Here is an 18,610-nt window from a genome sequence, read left to right on the forward strand (position 1 = left end):
TACGTCGTCACGTCTGCGAGCGGGCAATGATGGCCGCCTGTACGCGGCTGCGCAGGCCGAGCTTGGCGAGGATGCGGCTGACGTGTGTCTTCGTGGTGGCCTCGGCCATCGACAGCTCGGCCGAGATGTCCTGGTTGGACAGTCCGCGGCCGATGCACTCCAACACCTCACGCTCACGGGCGGTCAACGAACTCAGGTCAACGTCGGTGGCCAGCTCGGACGGCGCCGAGACCTGCGCGAACGCGGCGATCAGCCGGCGGGTGACGGCCGGCGCGATCAGCCCGTCGCCACTGGCCACCAGGCGTACGGCGTCGACCAGCTTGTCGGCATCGGTGTTCTTCAACAGGAAACCGGCTGCTCCAGCGCGCAGCGCGCCGAAGACGTACTCGTCGAGGTCGAAGGTCGTGAGGATGAGTACGTCGCAGACGCCGGCCAGCTCGCGGGTCGCGGAAATGCCGTCGAGCCGCGGCATCTGGATGTCCATCACCACCACGTCCGGCTTCAGCTCACGGCACAGCGCGACCGCCTGCTCGCCGTCCTCGGCCTGGCCGACGACCCGCACGTCCGCCGCCGCATTGAGGATCATCACCAGGCCGGCGCGTACGGCCGGCTGGTCGTCGGCCACCACGACGCGAATCATCTGACCGGCAACTCCGCTCGTACTCGCCACTGTCGGTCCTCCGGACCCGCCTGAAACTCGCCACCGAGCATCTCCGCACGCTCGGCCATGCCGACCAACCCCGACCCGCTGCCCTGTACGCGTGACGACCCGCCGCCGAGCGGACTGTCGACGGTGATCAGCACCGACTCCGGCCGGTAGTCGATGCATACGGTCGCCGCGCCGCCGGCATGTTTCACCACGTTGGTCAGCGACTCCTGGACGATCCGGTAGGCGGCCAGGTCGACCGCGACCGGCAGCGGCCGCACGGCGCCTTCCACCTTCAGCGTCGCCTCGGCGCCGGAGGCGTTGGCCTGGTCGATCAGCCGCTGTACGTCGTCGATCCGCGGTGTCGCGCTCGGCTCGCCGTCGGAGTCGTCGCGGAGCAGATAGATCATCTCCTTCATCTCGGCCAGCCCGGCGTTGCTGCTCTGCCGGATCACCGTCAGCAGCTCGCGGACCGCGTCCTGGTCGAGTCCTGGCACCGACAGGCCGGCGGTCGACTGGATGGAGATCGCCGAGAGGTGGTTGGCGATGACGTCGTGCAGCTCGCGCGCCATCCGCGTACGCTCCGCGGTCACCGCCGCCTTCCGGTCGAGCTCGGCCAACCGCGCCAGCTGATCGGCGCGCAGCCGCTCGTCACGCGCCTGCTCGCGGTGGCGCCGGATGTCGAAGCCAGTGAAGACCGGCACCACGAGCACCAGTCCGAGCTGCACCGGGATGAGGATCGCCACGTCGAAGCGTCGCTCAAGGATCAGCATGACCGCGGCCGCCACGATGGTGACCGCGGCCGACAGGCTCAGCAGGACCTGGAACATCCGCCGCGGACCGTACACGGTGGCCGCGTAGAGGACATCGGTGAACATCAACACGGTGCCGAGGGACGGTCCGATGGCGATGTCCGCGACGAACGCGACCGTGCCGATGCCGAGGCAGAGCACCGGCACGGTCCGGCGGAACAGCATCGCCAGGCCCATCAACAGCAGCGTGCCAATAAGGAACGTGGTCGGTATGGCCGGCAGCAGCCTGCCGGTGTGCGTGTAGCTGCCAAGCGAGTAGAGCAGCCAGCTGGCGGTCGCCGCGCCGACCGCGATGAGCGTGTCGCGACGGTCGAAAAGCGAGGTCAGCTGCACCCGTACATCACATCACTGAGGTCGTACGTCCGCGTCCGACCGGCGGCGGGACGGCGAGTCCGACGAAGGATGTACGCGCGAATCGTTGCCGCTAGGGACGCGGATCGCCGTACTTGCCGGAATGCTTGAACCATGATTGTCGCTGCTATCGCCGCCGGTGAGATCGGCTTCTGGGTTTTCCTGCTCGGCGGCCTGGCCGTCCGCTATCTGCTGCGCAAGCCCAAGCTCGGCGCCGCGCTGCTGATCTGCGTGCCGCTGGTCGACGTCGGCCTGCTGGTGGTCACCGCGATCGACCTGCGCAACGGCGCCACCGCCAACTTCACCCACGGCCTCGCCGCCGCGTACCTCGGTTTCTCGGTCGCCTTCGGACACAGCATGATCCGGTGGACCGACCAGCGTTTCGCGTATCGGTTCGCTGGCGGACCGCCGCCGGTGAAAGCGCCGAAGTATGGCCGCGAGCGCGTCGTCTACGAGTGGAAGGACTTCGGCAAGGCGGCCATCTCCTGGGCCATCAGCTGCGGCCTGATGGAGCTGGCCATCCTGCTGGTGGACGCGCCGGAACGTACGGCCGCGCTGACCGGCTGGATCCAGCGGCTCAGCGTGATCGTCGGCATCTGGGGGATCTGGACGGTCTGCACCACGATCTGGCCCCCCAAGCCGAAGAAGCCAGCCGACCCCGAGCGCATCTCCGCCGACCGGTGACGGTCAGAGAAGCCCCGACCAAACAAGGCCAACTGGCTCTCGTCATGTACGGCGGCCCGACTTCGGGCTCGGTGCTGGCATAAGTGACGCGAGCGTGCCCCGACTGACGTTGGTGCGCCTGCGTCAAGCTCACACGGCACGTAGGCCGTAGAGCGAGGCCGCCGTGTCGGCGTGCGCGGCGGCGGAGAGCAGCCAGTCACGGACAGGATGGGCGTCCACAGCGGTCGACGTCGTCAAGGCCGCGGCGAGTGCCCGCAGCTGCGCACCGCTCAGCAACAGACCCTTGCCATCGGCGAGGTAGATGAGGGTGCCGTCGGCGACGAAGGCCGGGACGCGAATTGTCGAACTCTGGCGACCAATGGCCAGGTCGGTCGTCACTACGGCGACTCGACCAGCCGTACGTAGATCGATCCGCCGCCTACGGAGGCATCGCACAACCAGGACCGTCTCCTCCAGCCAGACCGCACGGCTGACGCTCATCAGCACGAGCACGCCGGCCGCGGCGACCAGCCAGACGGGAAAGGTCAGGACTCCGAGAACCGCAACGACCTCTCCCGCCGTTGTGCCGGCCGCGGCGGTCAACCCGATCCCGACGACGATCATGATCGGGCTGACGGAAACCAACAACGCGGCGTTGCCGTAAGGCACGCCCCTGCCGAGACTGATGCGATCAACCATCTGGCCGACGCTATTCCCGCGTGGCCGTCCCGCCATGCCGGATTCGCGCCAGCACAGCTGACGGTCCAGGCGCCTGACCCAAACGGGACACGACGAATTCCTGGTGTGGTGTCACTCGGCCAAGCCGGCTAGTTTGCCGCAATGAGCCTGTTCTCGACCTCTCCCACCGGGATCTTCCGGCGCAAGCCGGTCGACGCGATCGAGCCGGAGACCGAGGGAGGCGGGCTCGCCCCTGTCCTCGGCCTGTGGCAACTGACGGCACTGGGCATCGGCGCGATCATCGGCGCCGGCATCTTCGCGCTGGCCGGTACGGTCGCCGCGCAGCAGGCCGGGCCGGCGGTGCTTTTCTCGTTCCTGGTCGCCGGCGTGGTGAGCCTCGCGGCCGCGTTGGCGTACGCCGAGTTCACCTCGCTCATCCCGCGCGCCGGCACGGCCTACACGTACGGCTATGCGGTGCTCGGCGAGATCGCCGGCTGGTTCATCGGCTGGGACCTGCTGCTGGAATACACCGCGATCGTGGCCGTCGTCGGCATCGGTGTCTCCGGTTATGTCGGAGCGCTCGTCGAACAGGTCGGCATTCACCTGCCGGCGTGGATGCTGGGCGCGCCGACCACCGGTCCCGGCCACGTTGTCGACCTGGTGGCGGCGCTGCTCTGCCTGCTCATCGCCTTCCTCCTGACCCGCGGCGTCCGGTCGGCGGCACGCGTGGAGACCGTGCTGGTCTGGGTCAAGGTCGGCATCGTCCTGCTGATTCTGGTGGTCGGTGTTTTCTTCATCAGCACCAAAAACTACGTGCCGTTCGTGCCTTTTGGCTGGGGTGGCGTGTTTTCCGGTGCGGCGATCGTGTTTTTCGCGGTCTTCGGCTATGACGCGCTCAGCTCCGCCGCGGAGGAGTCGGCCGACGCGCGCAAACACCTGCCGAAGGCGATGCTGCTCTCGTTCGCCATCTGCATGGTGCTCTACGTGCTCGCCTGTCTCGTACTCACCGGCATGGTGTACTACAAGAACATCGCGCCGAAGGGTGCGTTCGCGCACGCCTTCGAAGGGGTCGGCCTGCCCGGCATCGCCACGATCATCTCGGTCGGCGCGATCCTCGGCATCGTCACCGTGATGTTCACGTTCATGTTCGCGGTGACGCGCGTCTGGTACGCGATGAGCCGCGACGGCCTGCTGCCGCGCTGGTTCTCCAAGGTCAGCCCGCGCCACCGCGTACCGACGCGGGTGACCTGGATCGTCGGCATCGCCTCGGCGCTGATCGCCGGTTTCGTGCCGATCGGCGACGCCGCGGAGCTGACCAACATCGGCATTCTGCTGGCCTTCGTCGTCGTGTGTAGCGCGGTGATCGTGTTGCGCTATCGGCACCCCGAACTCGAGCGGCCGTTCCGCTGTCCCGGCATGCCCGTGGTGCCGGCGATCGGCATTGTCGGCGCGATCTGGCTGACGATCTACCTCAAGCCGCTGACCTGGGTCCGGTTCGTCAGCTGGTTCGTCATCGGCCTGGTCATCTATGCCGCGTACAGCTACCGGAAGTCTTTGCTCGGCAAGCGGATGCAGCTGACCAAGGACTAGCCGGCGGCTTTGCGAGCGGCCCGCTCGCGCATGCGTTCGCGCTGCTCCTCGAACTTGGTCGCCTGACCGTCCAATGTGGACAGGAAGGCGGCCAGCTCGTCGCGGGCCTTCGCGCCTTCGCCGGTCAGGTCGTCGCGCTCGAAGACCTTCCAGAACCGCAGGATCGGCTGGACGACCTCGTCGTGGTGCAGCCGCAGGTCGTAGATGCCGGCCTTCGCGATCGCCACGGCCTGCCGGGCGAAGTTGTCCATCGTGGAGCCGGGCATCTCGAAGTTGACGACCTCGTCGCGTACGGCCTGCATGGTCTCGTTGGGCGCCCGGTCGAAGGCCGCCTTGACCAGGTTGCGGTAGAAGACCATGTGCAGGTTCTCGTCGACCGAGATGCGCGCCAGCAACTGGTCGGCGATCGGGCAGCCGGAGGCCTTGCCGGTGTTGCGGTGCGAGACGCGGGTCGCCAGCTCCTGGAAAGAGACGTACGCGACGGCCTCGAGCATCGTCTTGTCGCCGGAGTCGTAGCCGGCGGTCATGTGCGCCATCCGCAGCTGTTCCAGCTTCACCGGGTCGACACCGCGAGTGACCACCAGGTAGTCGCGCAGCGCGATGCCGTGGCGGCCCTCCTCGGCGGTCCACCGGCCGACCCACTCACCCCAGGCGCCATCGCGGGAGAACCGGGTGGCGATCTCGCGGTGGTAGGAGGGCAGGTTGTCCTCGGTCAGCAGGTTGACGATCATCGCGGTCTTGGCGGTCTCGTCCAGCTTGGAGTCTTCCGGCTTCCAGTCCTCGCCACCCAGAAACGCGAAGTCGCGGCCCTGGCTCCACGGCACGTAGTCGTGCGGGTTCCAGTCCTTGGCCAGGCCGATGTGCCGCTCCAGATTCTGCTCGACCACCGGCTCCAGCTCATAGAGCAGCGCGGTCTGCAGCGAGGGGTCGGACATGCGGTCAGCCGTGGCGGTCACTGTGCGTACTCCCAGAACTCGAAGTGGCCGTAACTTACGGGAACGTAGGTGTAGGTTACGGCACCGTAGGGAGACGATGATAGGTACTGAGGTAGCCCTCACGTGTGATACCCGAGTAGCTATCCCCGGGTAGTACTTCCAGGGGATGTCAGGTCAGCGCGGCCGGCCGCTCCATCAGCATGGACAGGACGATCGTGCTGCGGGTGGAGTTGACGAACCGCTCCGCGCGCAGGCCCTCCAGCGCCTCCTCCAGGTGCGAGATGTCGCTGACCCGCAGGTGCAGGATCGCGTCCGCGTCGCCGGACACCGTGTACGCGGCGACCACCTCCGGATGCCGCAGCGCCGCCCGGCGGATCTCGGCCGGCGACGTACGGCCGGCGCAGAACAGCTCGACGAAGGCCTCGGTCGTGCCGCCGAGAGCGGCCGGCGCGATGACCGCGGTGAAACCGGTGATGACACCTTCGGCGCGAAGCCGGTCGACCCGCCTTTTCACCGCCGGCGCGGACAAAGCCACCTGCGCGCCGACGTCCGCGTACGAGCGCCGCGCGTCCTCGCCGAGCGACGCAATGATCTTGCGGTCAATGGCGTCTATCTGCAACGAACCGCTCCTCAGAGGCAATGACAACGGCTATCTCGACCGCCGAGCGTAACCCAAACTGATCATCGTGGAGACCAGCATCGGCGCACCGGTTTCGCCGGCCCTCGGATACGCACCGGCCACCGTCCAACCGCGCGTCGCGCGTCACCGGACCTATCTCATGTGCCGGCCGACGCATTTCACCGTGTCGTACGCGATCAACGCCTGGATGGACCCGTCGGTCGGCGTCGACACCGCACTGGCAGTGGCCCAGTGGGAGGAGATCCGGCGGACGTACGAACGGCTCGGCCACACGGTGCACCTGCTGCCGGAACAGGCCGGCCTGCCGGACATGGTCTTCGCCGCCAACGGTGGCTTCAGCGTCGGCGGCGTGTTCTATGGCGCTCAGTTCACCTATCCGCAACGCGCGGCGGAGCGTTTCGCGCACCAGGACTGGTATGCCGGGGACGGCTGGCCGGTCGTGCCGGGGACGTTCACCAACGAAGGCGAAGGCGACTTCACGTATCTGCCGGGCCGCGACTTGGTGCTGGCCGGCTATGGCTTCCGCACGGACGTACGCGCGCATGCCGAGGCCGGTCGCGTGCTGGGTCGCGCGGTGGTGTCGCTGGAGCTGGTCGACCCGCGGTTCTATCACCTGGACACCGCGCTGTTCGTCCTCGACGACCAGACGATCTGCTATTTCCCGGGCGCTTTCGGGGAAAAAACGCGTGAGCTGCTGGCGGAGCTGTTCCCCGGCGCGCTGCTGGCCACCGAGGAGGACGCGCTCGCCTTCGGCCTCAACGCGGTCAGCGACGGACTCAACGTGCTGCTGCCGGCATCGGCCACTGGCCTGGCCGCACCGCTCGAGGACCTTGGCTACCGTACGGTCCTGCTGGCCGACTCGGAGCTGCGCAAGGCCGGCGGGAGCGTCAAATGCTGCACCGCGGAGCTGCGACCCTGACCGGTTTCGCCTGCGGCGGTGGAACTTTTCCGACAAAACCGGGGGAAAGCCGCGGCCATTCGGGGGGAAATGCCGGTTTGTCCGCGCTCCGTTGCCGCATGGCGATAACGTCGTCACCGCCGAAGGCGTGGACGGTATGCTCCGTCCACACTGGACGTTCGAGGCGGTCGCGCTGGTCGTGTCGAGCGGTGCAGGACATACGACGAATTGGGACACAGCGCCAGGCGGCCAGCCGGCCCAGACAGGCGGATTGTGCCGTGGCGAGGCGCGAGGCAGGCTGGAGGGGTGCTGTCCGATCGCACTGCCCCGATGGCCGGGGCCCCGGGTCTGCTCGAGTCGGTCGAGCAGTTGCTGCGTGTCGTCACCAGCACCCGGTTTCCGCTGGCCATCCCCGGCGCGCCGGCCGCTCGTAAGGCGCGCGTCGCGTTGATCAACCAGGCTGAGGACTATCTGCTGCCCCGGCTGCAGCGGGCCGACGCACCGCTGCTGGCGGTGGTCGGCGGCTCGACCGGCTCGGGCAAGTCGACGCTGGTGAACAGCCTGGCCGGCAAGCGGCTCAGTCCGGCCAGCGTGCTGCGGCCGACCACCCGCTCACCGGTGCTGGTCAGCCATCCGGCGGACGTGAAGTGGTTTTCCGACGACCGGATCCTGCCGCGGCTGCGGCGCACCAACGACCCCTCCGCGCAGGACCGCGGCAGCGAGGTGTCCAAGCTCGCCGTGGTGACCGCCGCCGCGCTCACGCCTGGCATCGCGCTGCTGGACGCGCCCGACCTCGACTCGATCGTCGACGCCAACCGCGACCTGGCCACCGAGCTGCTGGCCGCGGCCGACCTGTGGGTCTTCGTGACGACCTCCAGCCGGTACGCCGACGCCGTGCCGTGGGATGCGCTGCGTACGGCCGAGACCCGCGGCACGAGCGTGGCGATCGTGCTCGACCGGCTGCCGAAAGGCGCCGAGGAGATCGCGCAGCACCTGCGGCAGATGCTGCGCAAGGAAGGCCTTGGCACCGCGCCGCTGCTGGTGGTGCCGCAGACGCCGCTGCAGGACGGCCTGCTGCCCGGCGAGATCATCAACCCGGTGCGCCAGTGGCTCGCCTCGCTGGCCAACGACGGCGACCAGCGCCTCGCCATCGCCAACAAGACGCTCGACGGCGCGATCGGCAGCCTCCGGCCGCGGACGACCGCGCTCGTCCGACATGCCAGCGCCCAGGACGCCGCCGCGGCCGATCTGCGCGAAGACGTGCAGGGCACCTACCTGCGCGAGCTGGAGCAGGTCTCCTACACCATTGACGGCGGCGACATCCTGCACGGCGAGGTGCTGGCGCGGTGGCAGGAGTTCGTCAGCAGTGGCGAGCTGGCCCGCACGATCCGGGCCAGGGACGGCAAGGCGCGCAACCAGCTGGCGGCCGCGTTCGCCAGCCGGTCCGTGCCGGGCGAGGCGCTCAGCCGCGCGATCGCCGGCGCGCTGGCCGCCGCGGTCGAGCAGGCCGCCGAGCAGGGCGCCGAGGCTTCGGCGCTGCGCTGGAAGTCACGCGACGCCGGCGCCGCGATGCTGGCCGAGCACCCCGACCTGGCGCGTGCGTCCACCGGTTTCGGTGCGACCGCCCGCCGAGCCGTCGAGGACTGGCAGGCCGCGGTGATCGAGCTGGCCAGGCCGACCGTGCCGAGCACGACACCGGCCAAGAACGTGGAGGCGGCCGCCACCGCGGCAGGCCTCGCGGTGATGACCGCCGCCGTGTTGCCGGTCGGCCAGCTGGTCGACGGCCTGCCGGCGCCGTCCCGGCGGGCCGGCTCGGGCGATGCCGAGGCGCTGGTGAGCTCGGTCCGGCGTACGTTCGAGGGTCACGACACCCGTCGGATGGCCCGCCGCGCGAAGGGAATGCTGCTGGAATCCGTACGTGACCTGCTGGAGGGCGAACGCCGCCGGTTCGAGGCCCGGCTGACCGACGCCGGTGTCGGCGAGCGCACCAACGAGCGGCTGCGTGAGGCCGCCGGCGCGGTCGAGGCGGCCAGGCTGGCCGCCGGCGGACGGGACCGTCCCCGACCGAGCCGCGCCGCCTCCCGTGAGCACTGGTCGCAACGTCATTCGGCAGGGCCGCCGAGCCCGCGGCCGGTGCGGACTCGGACGTGACGGTGACCGAACCAGCGAAAGTCAGCGGCGCACTGGAGCGGGAGTCCGCGCAGCGCCTGGCCACCGTGTCCAACCGGCTCGACGCCCTGCGGCGGCTGCTCGCGGCCGGCTCCGGCCGGGTCGACGAGAAGCTGCTGGACGTGGGCCACCGGCTGCTGGAGCGTTCCGGCGAACGGCTCCGGCTGTCCACCTCGCACACCGTGGTCGCGCTGGTCGGCGCCACCGGCAGCGGCAAGTCGTCGATGTTCAACGCGCTGACCGGCATGCAGCTGTCGGCGGTGAACGTACGCCGGCCGACCACCTCGCTGCCGCACGCCTGCATCTGGGGTGCCGAGGGCGCCGACGAGCTGCTGAAGTGGCTGGCCATCTCGCCGCGGCACCGGGCGATCCTGGACGGCGACGAGCAGGCCGAGCTGCGGGGCCTGGTGCTGCTGGACCTGCCCGACCACGACTCGACCAACGTCACGCACCGCCTCGAGGTCGACCGGATGGTCGGCCTGGTCGACCTGCTGGTGTGGGTGCTCGACCCGCAGAAGTACGCGGACGCGGCGATCCACCAGCGCTATCTGCGCGAGATGCCCAACCACGAGCAGGCCACCGTGGTGCTGCTCAACCAGATCGACACACTCGCGCCGGGCGATGTCGGCGGGGTCCTGCAGGACGTACGCCGGCTGCTGCACGAGGACGGCCTCGGCGAGGTGCCACTGCTGCCGACCTCGGCGAAGACCGGCGCCGGCCTGGACGAGGTGCGCAAGCTGTTCGCCGCGTCGGTCGCCGACCGGCGTACCGCCGTCGACCGGATCTCCGCCGACCTGGACCGCGTGTCCGACACGCTGTCCACGCTGGCCGGGCCGTCGGTGCCGGAGGAGGTCGACCGGCCGACCCAGAACGCGCTGGTCGACGACCTGGCGCAGGCCGCCGGCATCCCGGCGATCGCCGAAGAGGTGCACGACTCGTACGTGTGGCGCGCCCGCCGGCTGACCGGCTGGCCGTTCGCCCGGCTGGTCAGCCGCTTCCTGCCGGACCCGCGGTCGGCGGCGGAGAAGGAGCTCGGCGGCGGCCGTGCCGGCGCGAGCGGCGGCTTCGTCACGCCGCGCGCGATCGGCCGTGCCGAGGTCGACGGTGCCCTGCGCTCGCTCGCCGACCGGCTCACCTCGACGATCCCGTCGCCGTGGCACACGACCATCGCGAAGGCCACCCGTGCGCACGCCGAGGACGTCCAGCCGGCGCTGGACCGGGTGCTCAGCGAGACCGACCTCGGCCTGGACCAGAAGCCAGGCTGGTGGCGTGCGATGTGGGTCGTCCAGTGGATCCTCGCCATCGCGGCGGTCGCCGGTGCCGTCGGCACGGTCGTGGCCGCCATACAGCCGAAGCTGCTGCCAGGCGGTCTGGTGCTGCCGGTCGCGCTGCTCGCCGGCGGCCTGGTTTTGGGGCTGCTGCTGGCATTGCTCAGCCGGTCGCTGGTCGCCAGCGGCGCGCGTCGAGCGCAGTCACGAGTGTCGCTGCGGTTGCGTGACGGAGTCGTGGCGGCCGTACGCGAGCACGTCCTCGGTCCGATCCGTGCCGAGCTGACCGCGTACGCGACAGCCCAGGATGCGTATCAGGTGCTCCGCCGGGGCTGACCCGGCCCGATATGCCGCTGATTGCGGGTCGGTAGGATGGCGGTAGCATCAGGGTATGACGAGTGCGAACAAGCGGAAGATCAGCGTGACCATCGACGCGGAGCTGCTTGACGAACTCGAGAAAGCGGGGGTCAACGTGTCAGCCCAAATCAACGAGGCGCTCTCACTCGAGCTGGATCGGCGCAGGCGTCAGGCAGCGCTGGCGGCCATGCTGGACGAGATGGCCGCCGAACGCGGCCCGCTCGACTCGGCCGATGACGAGGCGCTGATCCGTCACTACATGCGGCTGCTGGGTGGTCCCAGCGCCGCCGCAGCGGCTTCGTAGGCCGGCCACCATGCGATTGGTCCTCGATGCCGAGGCAGTCAACGCACTGATGGACGCGAACCATCCGGCGGAGCGGCGGGTTCGCGGTGCGGTAGAAGCGGCGCGAAGGCTCCGGCGTGACGTAGTGATCCCGACGGTAACGCTGGCCGAGCTTTATCGTGGCGCCTCCAGGAGCAAGTGGCTGGACGGATTGCTTGCTCGGGAGCACGGCGACGGCATGCTGTTGCGGGACACCGACCGGCAGCTCGCTCGGCTCGTCGGCGCCGTGCTGTCGGAGGCTGGCGCGGGTTCTGACCTGCTCGCCGACGCGCATGCCGTCGCGGTCGCCGTCGAGGCCGGCGGTGGCGTCGTGATGACGGCGGACGAGCCGGATCTTGCTCGGCTGGCCGCACCGTATCGGACGGTCGTGGTGGAAAGCGTGGACGGCGGAAAACGCGCTCGGCGGCGGCACTGAGCGGCGGTCAGCGGCGGGGATGCGGAGCCCGCCAGTTGTAGCGCAACGCCAGCATCCGCAAGGCAAAAGCCACCGCGGCCGCGGCGACCGCCAGCACCGGCGTGGTGACGTGGACCCAGTAGCCGATGGCGATGATCGTCGCGCCGAACAGCGCGGGGATCGCGTACATCTGGCTGTCCTTACGCAAAACCGCCGGATCGCGGCGGGCCAGCAGATCACGCAGTACGCCGCCGCCGACCGCACTCGTGGCACCGAGAATGACCGCTGGCAGGCCAGGCAGGCCGAAGAGCAGCGCCTTCTGCGTGCCGACGACACAGAACAGACCGACGCCGGCCGCGTCCACCAACGTCACGAACCGCGCGACTCGTTCCAGTTGGCGGTGCCAGACGAAGACCACGCCGGTGGCGATCAGCGGAGTGATCAGATAGGCGGGTTGGAAGAAAGCCGCCGGGGTCGTACCGAGGAGCACGTCGCGCAGGACACCGCCACCTAGCGCGGTGGTCTCGGCGAGCACCGCCATGCCGACGATGTCGAAGTCACGCTCGACCGCGAGCTGAGCACCGGACAGCGCGAAGGCGAAGATGCCTACCAGCTCCAGGACGAGGTAGCCGGTCGCGAGGGTGTCCACAGCGTTCACGGCCGCAGCGTACGTGCCATGGCGCGGTGGCACCGCGCGAAAATACCTGATACGGCGAGAAACCGCGGGGGGGGTGGGTCCGTATGGCACCTTACATAGATGGAAAGTTGATCTTGGTCGCGCCAAACCCGACGCACGGTCGGCGCGGAGAGCTACGAGCTGCTGCTCGAAGGAGTCGGCGCCGGCTCGGTGGTGGTCGTCGACGGGCTGCTGGTGCCTGAGCCGGTCGGTGGCGGGTCGGAGGCCGGCGGTGACGACGGCGCCGGCTCGGATGCTGGGTCGGAGGCTGGAGGCGTGGTGCTCCAGTTGCCGGACGGCTGCGGCGCCGGCTGTACGGCGACGCCTGTCGACGGCTCAGGCGCGCGATGACGGCCCGGAGCGGCCGGCTGTGACGGCACCCGGTGCCGGCCGACGTACGGCGTGCGGGTCGGGTCGGGATGCGAGGCCGGCGGCTGCAGGAGCGCCGGGACCTTCGGCGTGTCCGGCGGCAGCGGGGTCTCGACCGGCGTCCGCTGCTGCGGCACGTTGACCCGGTCGCACGCGTTCGACGGCAGGGTGATCGGCTCGGCCAGCGGACCGTACTCCGGACTCTCCACGGCCATCGACCGCGGCGTGCCGCTGTCGGACGACGACGCGCTGAACGGCGTCGGGATGTGGATCTTGATGAAGCCGAGATCGATGTCGAACCCGCCGCTCTCCGGCGGTGCCGGTGGCGGGACCGGCGCCGGCTGCGACGGCCAGCTGCCGGTCGGCGGGCGGTGGTCGGGTGTCTGCGAAACCGGCGGCCGGCCGATGCCGCCACCGGGAAGACCAGGACCGCCACCGGCCGGTCCACCCGGCAACTGACCACCTGGCGGAATGACGATGACGCCGGTACGCGATCCCGGCACGACCGGCTGCCCGGCCGGCGGCCGGCCACCGGGACCAACCGGGCCACCGGGACCGCTGGGGACGCTGTCGCCGCCGGCCGAGCTCACCCACGGCGTGCTGGTGACCAGCGGCAGGTTGAGCTGCGAGGTGCCGAGTACGAGCAGGACGGCGCTGGCGCCGGTCGCGATGGCGGACAGGCCGGCGATGCCGGCGATCGGCCCCCGTCCGGCCAGTGGGCCGCGACGGATCGGACGCGGGGTGAACCGCTCCGCTGTCCCCGCCACGCCATCAGCCCCCTCTAGCAGCAGCGAACTGCATACAAACTGACCGTACGGAATGCACCGCAGGTCCGGCACCGCGCGAACGCTTCGAACACCGGGCCCGAACGGTCCACGCCGCCTCGTCCGATCAACCGACTTGCCGCTGGCCTCCGACCTGTTCTACTGCTGTGCGTGTGTGCTCCGGCTCACCTGTTGCGCCTCAGTCTGACATGCTGGGGAACAGGGTAGCGACAAGGCAGTCACGCGTTGTCGCGGCACGGTAACCCCGGCCGCGGAAATGCGCAAACAGCGTTCTCATGTGAGCGCGCTGAAGGGCCCCGGCCCGCGTACGGCGATCCCGTGCGGGGACGGTTCACGACAGGAGAAGGCATGTCAGCCATGTCAGGGGGCGATCCCCAGCTCGTTCAGCTGCTCACCCCGGAGGGTGAGCGAGTCGAGCATCCCGACTATCACCTCCAGCTCTCCGACCAGGAATATCGCGACTTCTACCGCGATATGGAGCTGATCCGCCGGGTCGACTTCGAGGCGACCGCGCTGCAGCGCCAGGGTGAGCTGGGCATCTGGGCCTCGCTGCTCGGCCAGGAAGCGGCCCAGATCGGCTCCGGCCGGGCCCTGAAACCGCAGGACATGGCCTTTCCCACCTATCGCGAGCACGGAGTGGCGTGGTGCCGCGGCATCGACCCGATCAACATCCTGTGCACCTGGCGCGGCAACGACCAGGGTGCCTGGGACCCGAAGGTGCACCGGTGCCAGCTCTACACGATCGTCATCGGCGCGCAGACGCTGCACGCGACCGGCTACGCGATGGGGATCGTCAAGGACGGCAAGGTCGGCGGCGACGATCCGGCGAAGAACGAAGCGACCATCGTCTACTTCGGCGACGGCGCGACCAGCCAGGGTGACGTGAACGAGGCGTTCATCTGGTCGAGTGTGTTCGCCGCGCCGCTGGTGTTCTTCTGCCAGAACAACCAGTACGCGATCTCCGAGCCGCTGGAGCGGCAGACCCGCGTGCCGCTCTACCAGCGCGCCAACGGCTTCGGCTTCCCGGGCGTGCGCGTCGACGGCAACGACGTGCTGGCCACGTACGCGGTCACCACCGCGGCACTGGATCGGGCGCGCTCCGGCGACGGCCCGAGCTTCATCGAGGCGTACACCTATCGGATGGGTGCGCACACGACCAACGACGACCCGACCAAATACCGGATCGCCAGCGAGGTCGAGTCGTGGAAGCTCAAGGACCCGGTGGCCAGGATGAAGTCGTTCCTGATCCGCCAGCAGCTCGCCGACAACGACTACTTCGACTCGGTGCGGGCCGACGCCGACGCACTCGCCGCCAAGCTGCGCTCCGAGGTGCTGGCGCTGACCGACCCGGCACCGCTGAGCATGTTCGACCACGTGTTCCCCAACGGATCAGCCGAGCTGGACGCCCAGCGCGCCGGCTTCGCGCGATATCTCGACAGCTTCGCCGACGCACCGGCTGGAGGTTCCCGATGACCCGCACGATGACGCTGGGGAAGGCGATCAACGCCGGCCTGCGTACGGCGATGGAGGAAGACCCGAAGGTCGTCCTGATGGGTGAGGACATCGGCCGGCTCGGCGGTGTCTTCCGTATCACCGACGGCCTGCAGAAGGACTTCGGCGAGGACCGCGTCATCGACACGCCGCTGGCCGAGTCCGGCATCGTCGGTACGGCGATCGGTCTCGCGCTGCGCGGCTATCGGCCGGTCTGCGAGATCCAGTTCGACGGATTCGTCTATCCGGCGTACGACCAGATCGTCGCGCAGCTGGCCAAGATGCACTACCGCTCGGCCGGCCGGCTGACCCTGCCGGTCACCATCCGGCTGCCTTTCGGTGGCGGCATTGGCGCCGTGGAGCACCACAGCGAGTCGCCCGAGGGTTACTTCGTCCACACCGCCGGCCTGAAGGTCGTCGCCTGCTCCACGCCGGCCGAGGCCAACGTGATGATCCGGCAGGCGATCGCCTCGGACGACCCGGTGATCTTCCTGGAGCCCAAACGCCGCTATCACGAGAAGGGCGAGGTCGAGCCGGAGGCGTCGCTGGACGACGCGTTTCCGCTGCACGCCTCGCGGGTGCTGCGCGAAGGCGGCGACTGCACGGTCGTCGCGTACGGCCCGATGGTCCGCGTCGCGCTCGACGCCGCCACCGCGGCCGCCGCGGACAGCGGTCCGGCGCTGGAGGTCATCGACCTGCGGTCGCTGTCGCCACTGGACATGGAGCCGATCTATGCGTCCGTACGCAAGACCGGCCGGCTGGTCGTCGTGCACGAGGCGCCCGGCACGCTCGGCGTCGGTGCCGAGCTGGCCGCGCGCGTGCAGGAGGAGTGCTTCTATTCGCTGGAGTCGCCGGTGCTTCGGGTGACCGGCTTCGACACGCCGTATCCGCCGGCCCGGGTCGAGGACCACTATCTGCCCGACCTCGACCGGGTGCTGGACGCCGTCGACCGTAGCCTCGCGCACTGAGTGCCTAGTAACTAGGAGCCCGCTGGATGACCGTCAAGGAGTTCAAGCTGCCAGACCTCGGCGAGGGGCTGACCGAGGGAGAGATCCTGCAGTGGCTGGTCGAGCCGGGCCAGCAGGTCGTGCTCAACCAGCCGATCGTCGAGGTGGAGACCGCCAAGGCGGCGGTGGAGATCCCGTCGCCGTACGCGGGCGTGGTCAAGGACCTGATGTTCGAGGCCGGCACGACCGTGGACGTCGGTGCGGTGATCATCCGCATCGAGACCGACGCGGCCGGGCCGGAGGAAGCGCCGGCCAACGGTGAGGATCCGGACGAAGGCAAGACGGCGCTGTTGGTCGGCTATGGACCGAAGGCCGTCAGCGCGACGCGGCGACCGCGCCGCCAGCCGTCCGAGCCGGCGCCGGTCGACGGGCCGGATCTGCCGCTGCTGCCGACCATCCCGGACTCGCTGCACTCGGCGGTGAAGCCGGTGCGCCACGGCGGACTGGAGATCGGCCGCGCCTTCGAGCGGGCCACCGCGGCCGCCAGCGCGCCGGTGCGCGCGAAGCCGCCGGTGCGGAAGATGGCGCGTGACCTCGGCGTCGATCTGGCGACCGTACGCGCGACCGGTCCCGGCGGCACGGTGACGCGTGACGACGTGCAGCGAGCCGCCAAGGTGGCCACCGAGCCTGTGCAGGTCGTGCCACCGGTGGCGCGCAAAGCCGACGGACCGCGCGAGGAGCGGCGGCCGGTCAAGGGCGTCCGCAAGCTCACCGCGGAGGCGATGGTCGCCAGCGCGTACACGGCGCCGCACGTCACCGAGTGGCTGACGGTCGACGTGACGCGGACGATGGAGCTGGTCGACCGCCTCAAGGCCGCGCCGGAGTTCGCCGAGCTGCGGGTCAGCCCGCTGCTGGTGGTGGCCAAGGCGGTGCTGGCGGCGATCCGCCGGCATCCGGACGTGAACGGCACGTTCGAAGGCGAGGAGATCCTCGTCAAGCACTACGTCAACCTCGGCATCGCCGCCGCGACGCCGCGCGGCCTGGTCGTGCCGAACATCAAGGACGCCGACGCGATGTCGCTGGTCGAGCTGTGCGCGGCGCTGAACAAGCTGGTCGCGGTGGCCAAGGAAGGGCGTACCGCCCCGGCGGACATGGCCGGCGGGTCGTTCACCATCAGCAACGTCGGCGTCTTCGGCGTCGATGGGGGCACGCCGATCATCAACCCCGGCGAGGCGGCGATCCTGGCCGTCGGCGCGGTGAAGCTGATGCCGTGGGTGCACGACGGTGAGGTGAAGCCGCGGCAGGTGATGCAGCTGTCGCTGTCCTTCGACCACCGGCTGGTCGACGGTGAGCTGGGATCCCTGTTCCTGGCCGACATCGGCCGCGTACTGGAGGATCCGTCGACGCTGCTGCTCTGGAGCTGACCGTGCGATGACTTCCGGCCGGGCCGCCGGTCTGTCCTGGTGTCGCAGGCCTGACACCGAGGAGGACACCATGGCATACGACCCGGCCGGAAAGCCATCCATCGTCGATCTCTCCACCTGGGAAGCCGCTCGCGACGAGCTGCTGGTCCGCGAGAAGGCCCATACGCGCGAAGGCGACGCGATCGCGGCCGCGCGCCGGCGACTGCCGATGGTGGAGTTCGACGGGACGGTCGAGGTCGTCGGAGCCGACGGCCCGGTCCCCTTCCTCGATCTGTTCCAGGGCCGCCAGGAACTCGTCGTCTACAAGCACATGTGGCACGACGGCGCGCCGCACCAGGGTCAGTGCGAGGGCTGCACGTACGAGGCGTGGAACCTGAGGGACGCCGTCTATCTCAACGCGCGCGGTGTCTCCTTCGTCATCCTGACCACCGGCCGGTGGGACGAGGTGGCGCCGTTCGTCGAGTTCATGGGCTACACGCAGCCGTGGTATTCGGTGCGCGACCTGCCGGCGCCGGTCGGCGACAGCATGGGCCACCTCACCTGCTATCTGCGCGACGGCGACCGTACGTTTCTCACATACTCCACGACCGGCCGCGGCAACGAGCCGGCCAACGGATCCTTCGGCCTGCTCGACATGACGCCCTACGGCCGCGGCGAGACCTGGGAGGACAACCCGGACGGCTGGCCGGAGGGACGGCACGCCTGCTGGTATTGGCGGCTGGACGTGGACGGAAACGCCGACTGGGGTCCGACCAGCCGGCCGGCGCCGCAGTGGACCCGGCCCGGCGCGACACCGGAGAAAACCCTTGGCCGGCACTGACTTGTTAGGCGGGCCACGCTCACTGTGATGAACAGATCGAGGTCAGGTGAGCGCCCTCACCTTCGAATCGCTGGCTTTCTGGGCGTACGAGGAGTGTAATTGAATGCGTAGCCAACGAAGCCTACGAGAGGAAGACCGTGCAGAACCTCGTCCGCAAATACCGTGAGCACCGGGCCAGCGTCCGCCGCAGCCGGGCCATCGAGCGGGCCATCGCCTCGGCGACCTCGCCCTCGATGCGCGAGGAGCTGCTGGCGATCGCGAACCGCGACTTCTCATAAGACCGGAGCGCCTGTCCGTCCCCCGATCGGCGGACGCTCCGCATCGAACGCGCACTGGCGAAGATGCCGGTGCGCG

Annotated in this window: 19 protein-coding genes; 12 read left to right on the forward strand and 7 right to left on the reverse strand. The window is 69.6% G+C overall.

Going from position 1 to position 18,610, the window contains the following annotated elements; genetic code table 11:
* Window positions 1–7: 7 nt before the first annotated feature.
* Window positions 8–640, reverse strand: a complete 633-nt coding sequence (locus GNX95_RS37175; RefSeq protein WP_163512481.1) for a response regulator — start codon at window positions 638–640, stop codon at window positions 8–10.
* On the reverse strand, window positions 637–1,791 hold the full coding sequence (locus tag GNX95_RS37180) for a sensor histidine kinase (protein WP_163512482.1): 1,155 nt from the start codon (window positions 1,789–1,791) through the stop codon (window positions 637–639). The genes GNX95_RS37175 and GNX95_RS37180 overlap by 4 nt, the downstream gene beginning before the upstream one ends.
* A 132-nt stretch (window positions 1,792–1,923) precedes the next feature.
* Between GNX95_RS37180 and GNX95_RS37185 the strand changes: the two genes are divergently transcribed.
* Window positions 1,924–2,493 (forward strand): hypothetical protein, encoded by a 570-nt coding sequence (locus GNX95_RS37185; protein WP_163512483.1) that lies wholly within the window; start codon window positions 1,924–1,926, stop codon window positions 2,491–2,493.
* A 129-nt stretch (window positions 2,494–2,622) separates the two neighbouring features.
* Here GNX95_RS37185 and GNX95_RS37190 read toward each other — a convergent pair whose 3' ends face one another.
* Window positions 2,623–3,171: a hypothetical protein gene (locus tag GNX95_RS37190; RefSeq protein ID WP_163512484.1), complete on the reverse strand. Its 549-nt coding sequence runs from the start codon at window positions 3,169–3,171 to the stop codon at window positions 2,623–2,625.
* A 141-nt stretch (window positions 3,172–3,312) separates the two neighbouring features.
* Here GNX95_RS37190 and GNX95_RS37195 point away from each other — a divergent pair, with 141 nt between their 5' ends.
* Window positions 3,313–4,740, forward strand: coding sequence for an amino acid permease (locus GNX95_RS37195; protein WP_163512485.1), 1,428 nt, complete (start codon window positions 3,313–3,315; stop codon window positions 4,738–4,740).
* Here the strand turns inward: GNX95_RS37195 and GNX95_RS37200 are convergent.
* The gene (locus tag GNX95_RS37200) at window positions 4,737–5,675 is read right to left on the reverse strand and encodes an acyl-ACP desaturase (protein WP_163513778.1); all 939 of its coding nucleotides are present in this window, start codon (window positions 5,673–5,675) and stop codon (window positions 4,737–4,739) included. The genes GNX95_RS37195 and GNX95_RS37200 overlap by 4 nt on opposite strands.
* Before the next feature lie 169 nt (window positions 5,676–5,844).
* A complete protein-coding gene (locus GNX95_RS37205) occupies window positions 5,845–6,294 on the reverse strand; it encodes an Lrp/AsnC family transcriptional regulator (RefSeq protein ID WP_163512486.1) in 450 nt (149 codons plus the stop codon).
* 67 nt (window positions 6,295–6,361) lie between these two features.
* Between GNX95_RS37205 and ddaH the strand changes: the two genes are divergently transcribed.
* From ddaH to GNX95_RS37230, 5 genes are all read left to right on the forward strand, one after another.
* Window positions 6,362–7,234, forward strand: a complete 873-nt coding sequence (gene ddaH / locus GNX95_RS37210) for a dimethylargininase (RefSeq protein ID WP_246281904.1) — start codon at window positions 6,362–6,364, stop codon at window positions 7,232–7,234.
* Window positions 7,235–7,543: 309 nt separating this feature from the next.
* Window positions 7,544–9,364 carry a dynamin family protein gene (locus tag GNX95_RS37215; protein ID WP_163512487.1) on the forward strand — a complete coding sequence of 607 codons (1,821 nt, stop codon included), beginning with the start codon at window positions 7,544–7,546 and terminating at the stop codon, window positions 9,362–9,364.
* Window positions 9,361–10,986, forward strand: coding sequence for a GTPase (locus GNX95_RS37220; RefSeq protein WP_163512488.1), 1,626 nt, complete (start codon window positions 9,361–9,363; stop codon window positions 10,984–10,986). The genes GNX95_RS37215 and GNX95_RS37220 overlap by 4 nt, the downstream gene beginning before the upstream one ends.
* A gap of 55 nt (window positions 10,987–11,041) precedes the next feature.
* Window positions 11,042–11,311 (forward strand): type II toxin-antitoxin system CcdA family antitoxin, encoded by a 270-nt coding sequence (locus GNX95_RS37225; RefSeq protein ID WP_163512489.1) that lies wholly within the window; start codon window positions 11,042–11,044, stop codon window positions 11,309–11,311.
* A 10-nt stretch (window positions 11,312–11,321) separates the two neighbouring features.
* Window positions 11,322–11,765, forward strand: a complete 444-nt coding sequence (locus GNX95_RS37230; RefSeq protein WP_163512490.1) for a PIN domain-containing protein — start codon at window positions 11,322–11,324, stop codon at window positions 11,763–11,765.
* A 7-nt stretch (window positions 11,766–11,772) separates the two neighbouring features.
* On the opposite strand, the gene GNX95_RS37235 is transcribed toward GNX95_RS37230, so the two are convergent.
* Both GNX95_RS37235 and GNX95_RS37240 read right to left on the reverse strand, forming a co-directional pair.
* Window positions 11,773–12,402, reverse strand: coding sequence for a trimeric intracellular cation channel family protein (locus GNX95_RS37235; protein ID WP_222854236.1), 630 nt, complete (start codon window positions 12,400–12,402; stop codon window positions 11,773–11,775).
* A gap of 152 nt (window positions 12,403–12,554) precedes the next feature.
* A complete protein-coding gene (locus GNX95_RS37240) occupies window positions 12,555–13,556 on the reverse strand; it encodes a hypothetical protein (protein ID WP_163512491.1) in 1,002 nt (333 codons plus the stop codon).
* Between the two features lie 375 nt (window positions 13,557–13,931).
* Here GNX95_RS37240 and pdhA point away from each other — a divergent pair, with 375 nt between their 5' ends.
* The 5 genes from pdhA to GNX95_RS37265 all read left to right on the forward strand — a co-directional run bounded on the left by pdhA (window position 13,932) and on the right by GNX95_RS37265 (window position 18,534).
* Entirely contained in the window at window positions 13,932–15,047 is a 1,116-nt protein-coding gene (gene pdhA / locus GNX95_RS37245) for a pyruvate dehydrogenase (acetyl-transferring) E1 component subunit alpha (RefSeq protein ID WP_222854349.1), read from the forward strand.
* Window positions 15,044–16,033 carry an alpha-ketoacid dehydrogenase subunit beta gene (locus GNX95_RS37250; RefSeq protein WP_163512493.1) on the forward strand — a complete coding sequence of 330 codons (990 nt, stop codon included), beginning with the start codon at window positions 15,044–15,046 and terminating at the stop codon, window positions 16,031–16,033. Before pdhA ends, GNX95_RS37250 begins: the two co-directional genes overlap by 4 nt.
* Before the next feature lie 26 nt (window positions 16,034–16,059).
* A complete protein-coding gene (locus tag GNX95_RS37255) occupies window positions 16,060–17,436 on the forward strand; it encodes a dihydrolipoamide acetyltransferase family protein (protein WP_163512494.1) in 1,377 nt (458 codons plus the stop codon).
* Between the two features lie 70 nt (window positions 17,437–17,506).
* Window positions 17,507–18,256, forward strand: a complete 750-nt coding sequence (locus tag GNX95_RS37260; RefSeq protein ID WP_163512495.1) for a DUF899 family protein — start codon at window positions 17,507–17,509, stop codon at window positions 18,254–18,256.
* Window positions 18,257–18,393: 137 nt separating this feature from the next.
* Window positions 18,394–18,534 carry a hypothetical protein gene (locus GNX95_RS37265; RefSeq protein WP_163512496.1) on the forward strand — a complete coding sequence of 47 codons (141 nt, stop codon included), beginning with the start codon at window positions 18,394–18,396 and terminating at the stop codon, window positions 18,532–18,534.
* The last annotated feature ends 76 nt before the right edge of the window (window positions 18,535–18,610 follow it).

The sequence above is a fragment of the Fodinicola acaciae genome (genome assembly GCF_010993745.1).
GTDB lineage: Bacteria > Actinomycetota > Actinomycetes > Mycobacteriales > HKI-0501 > Fodinicola > Fodinicola acaciae.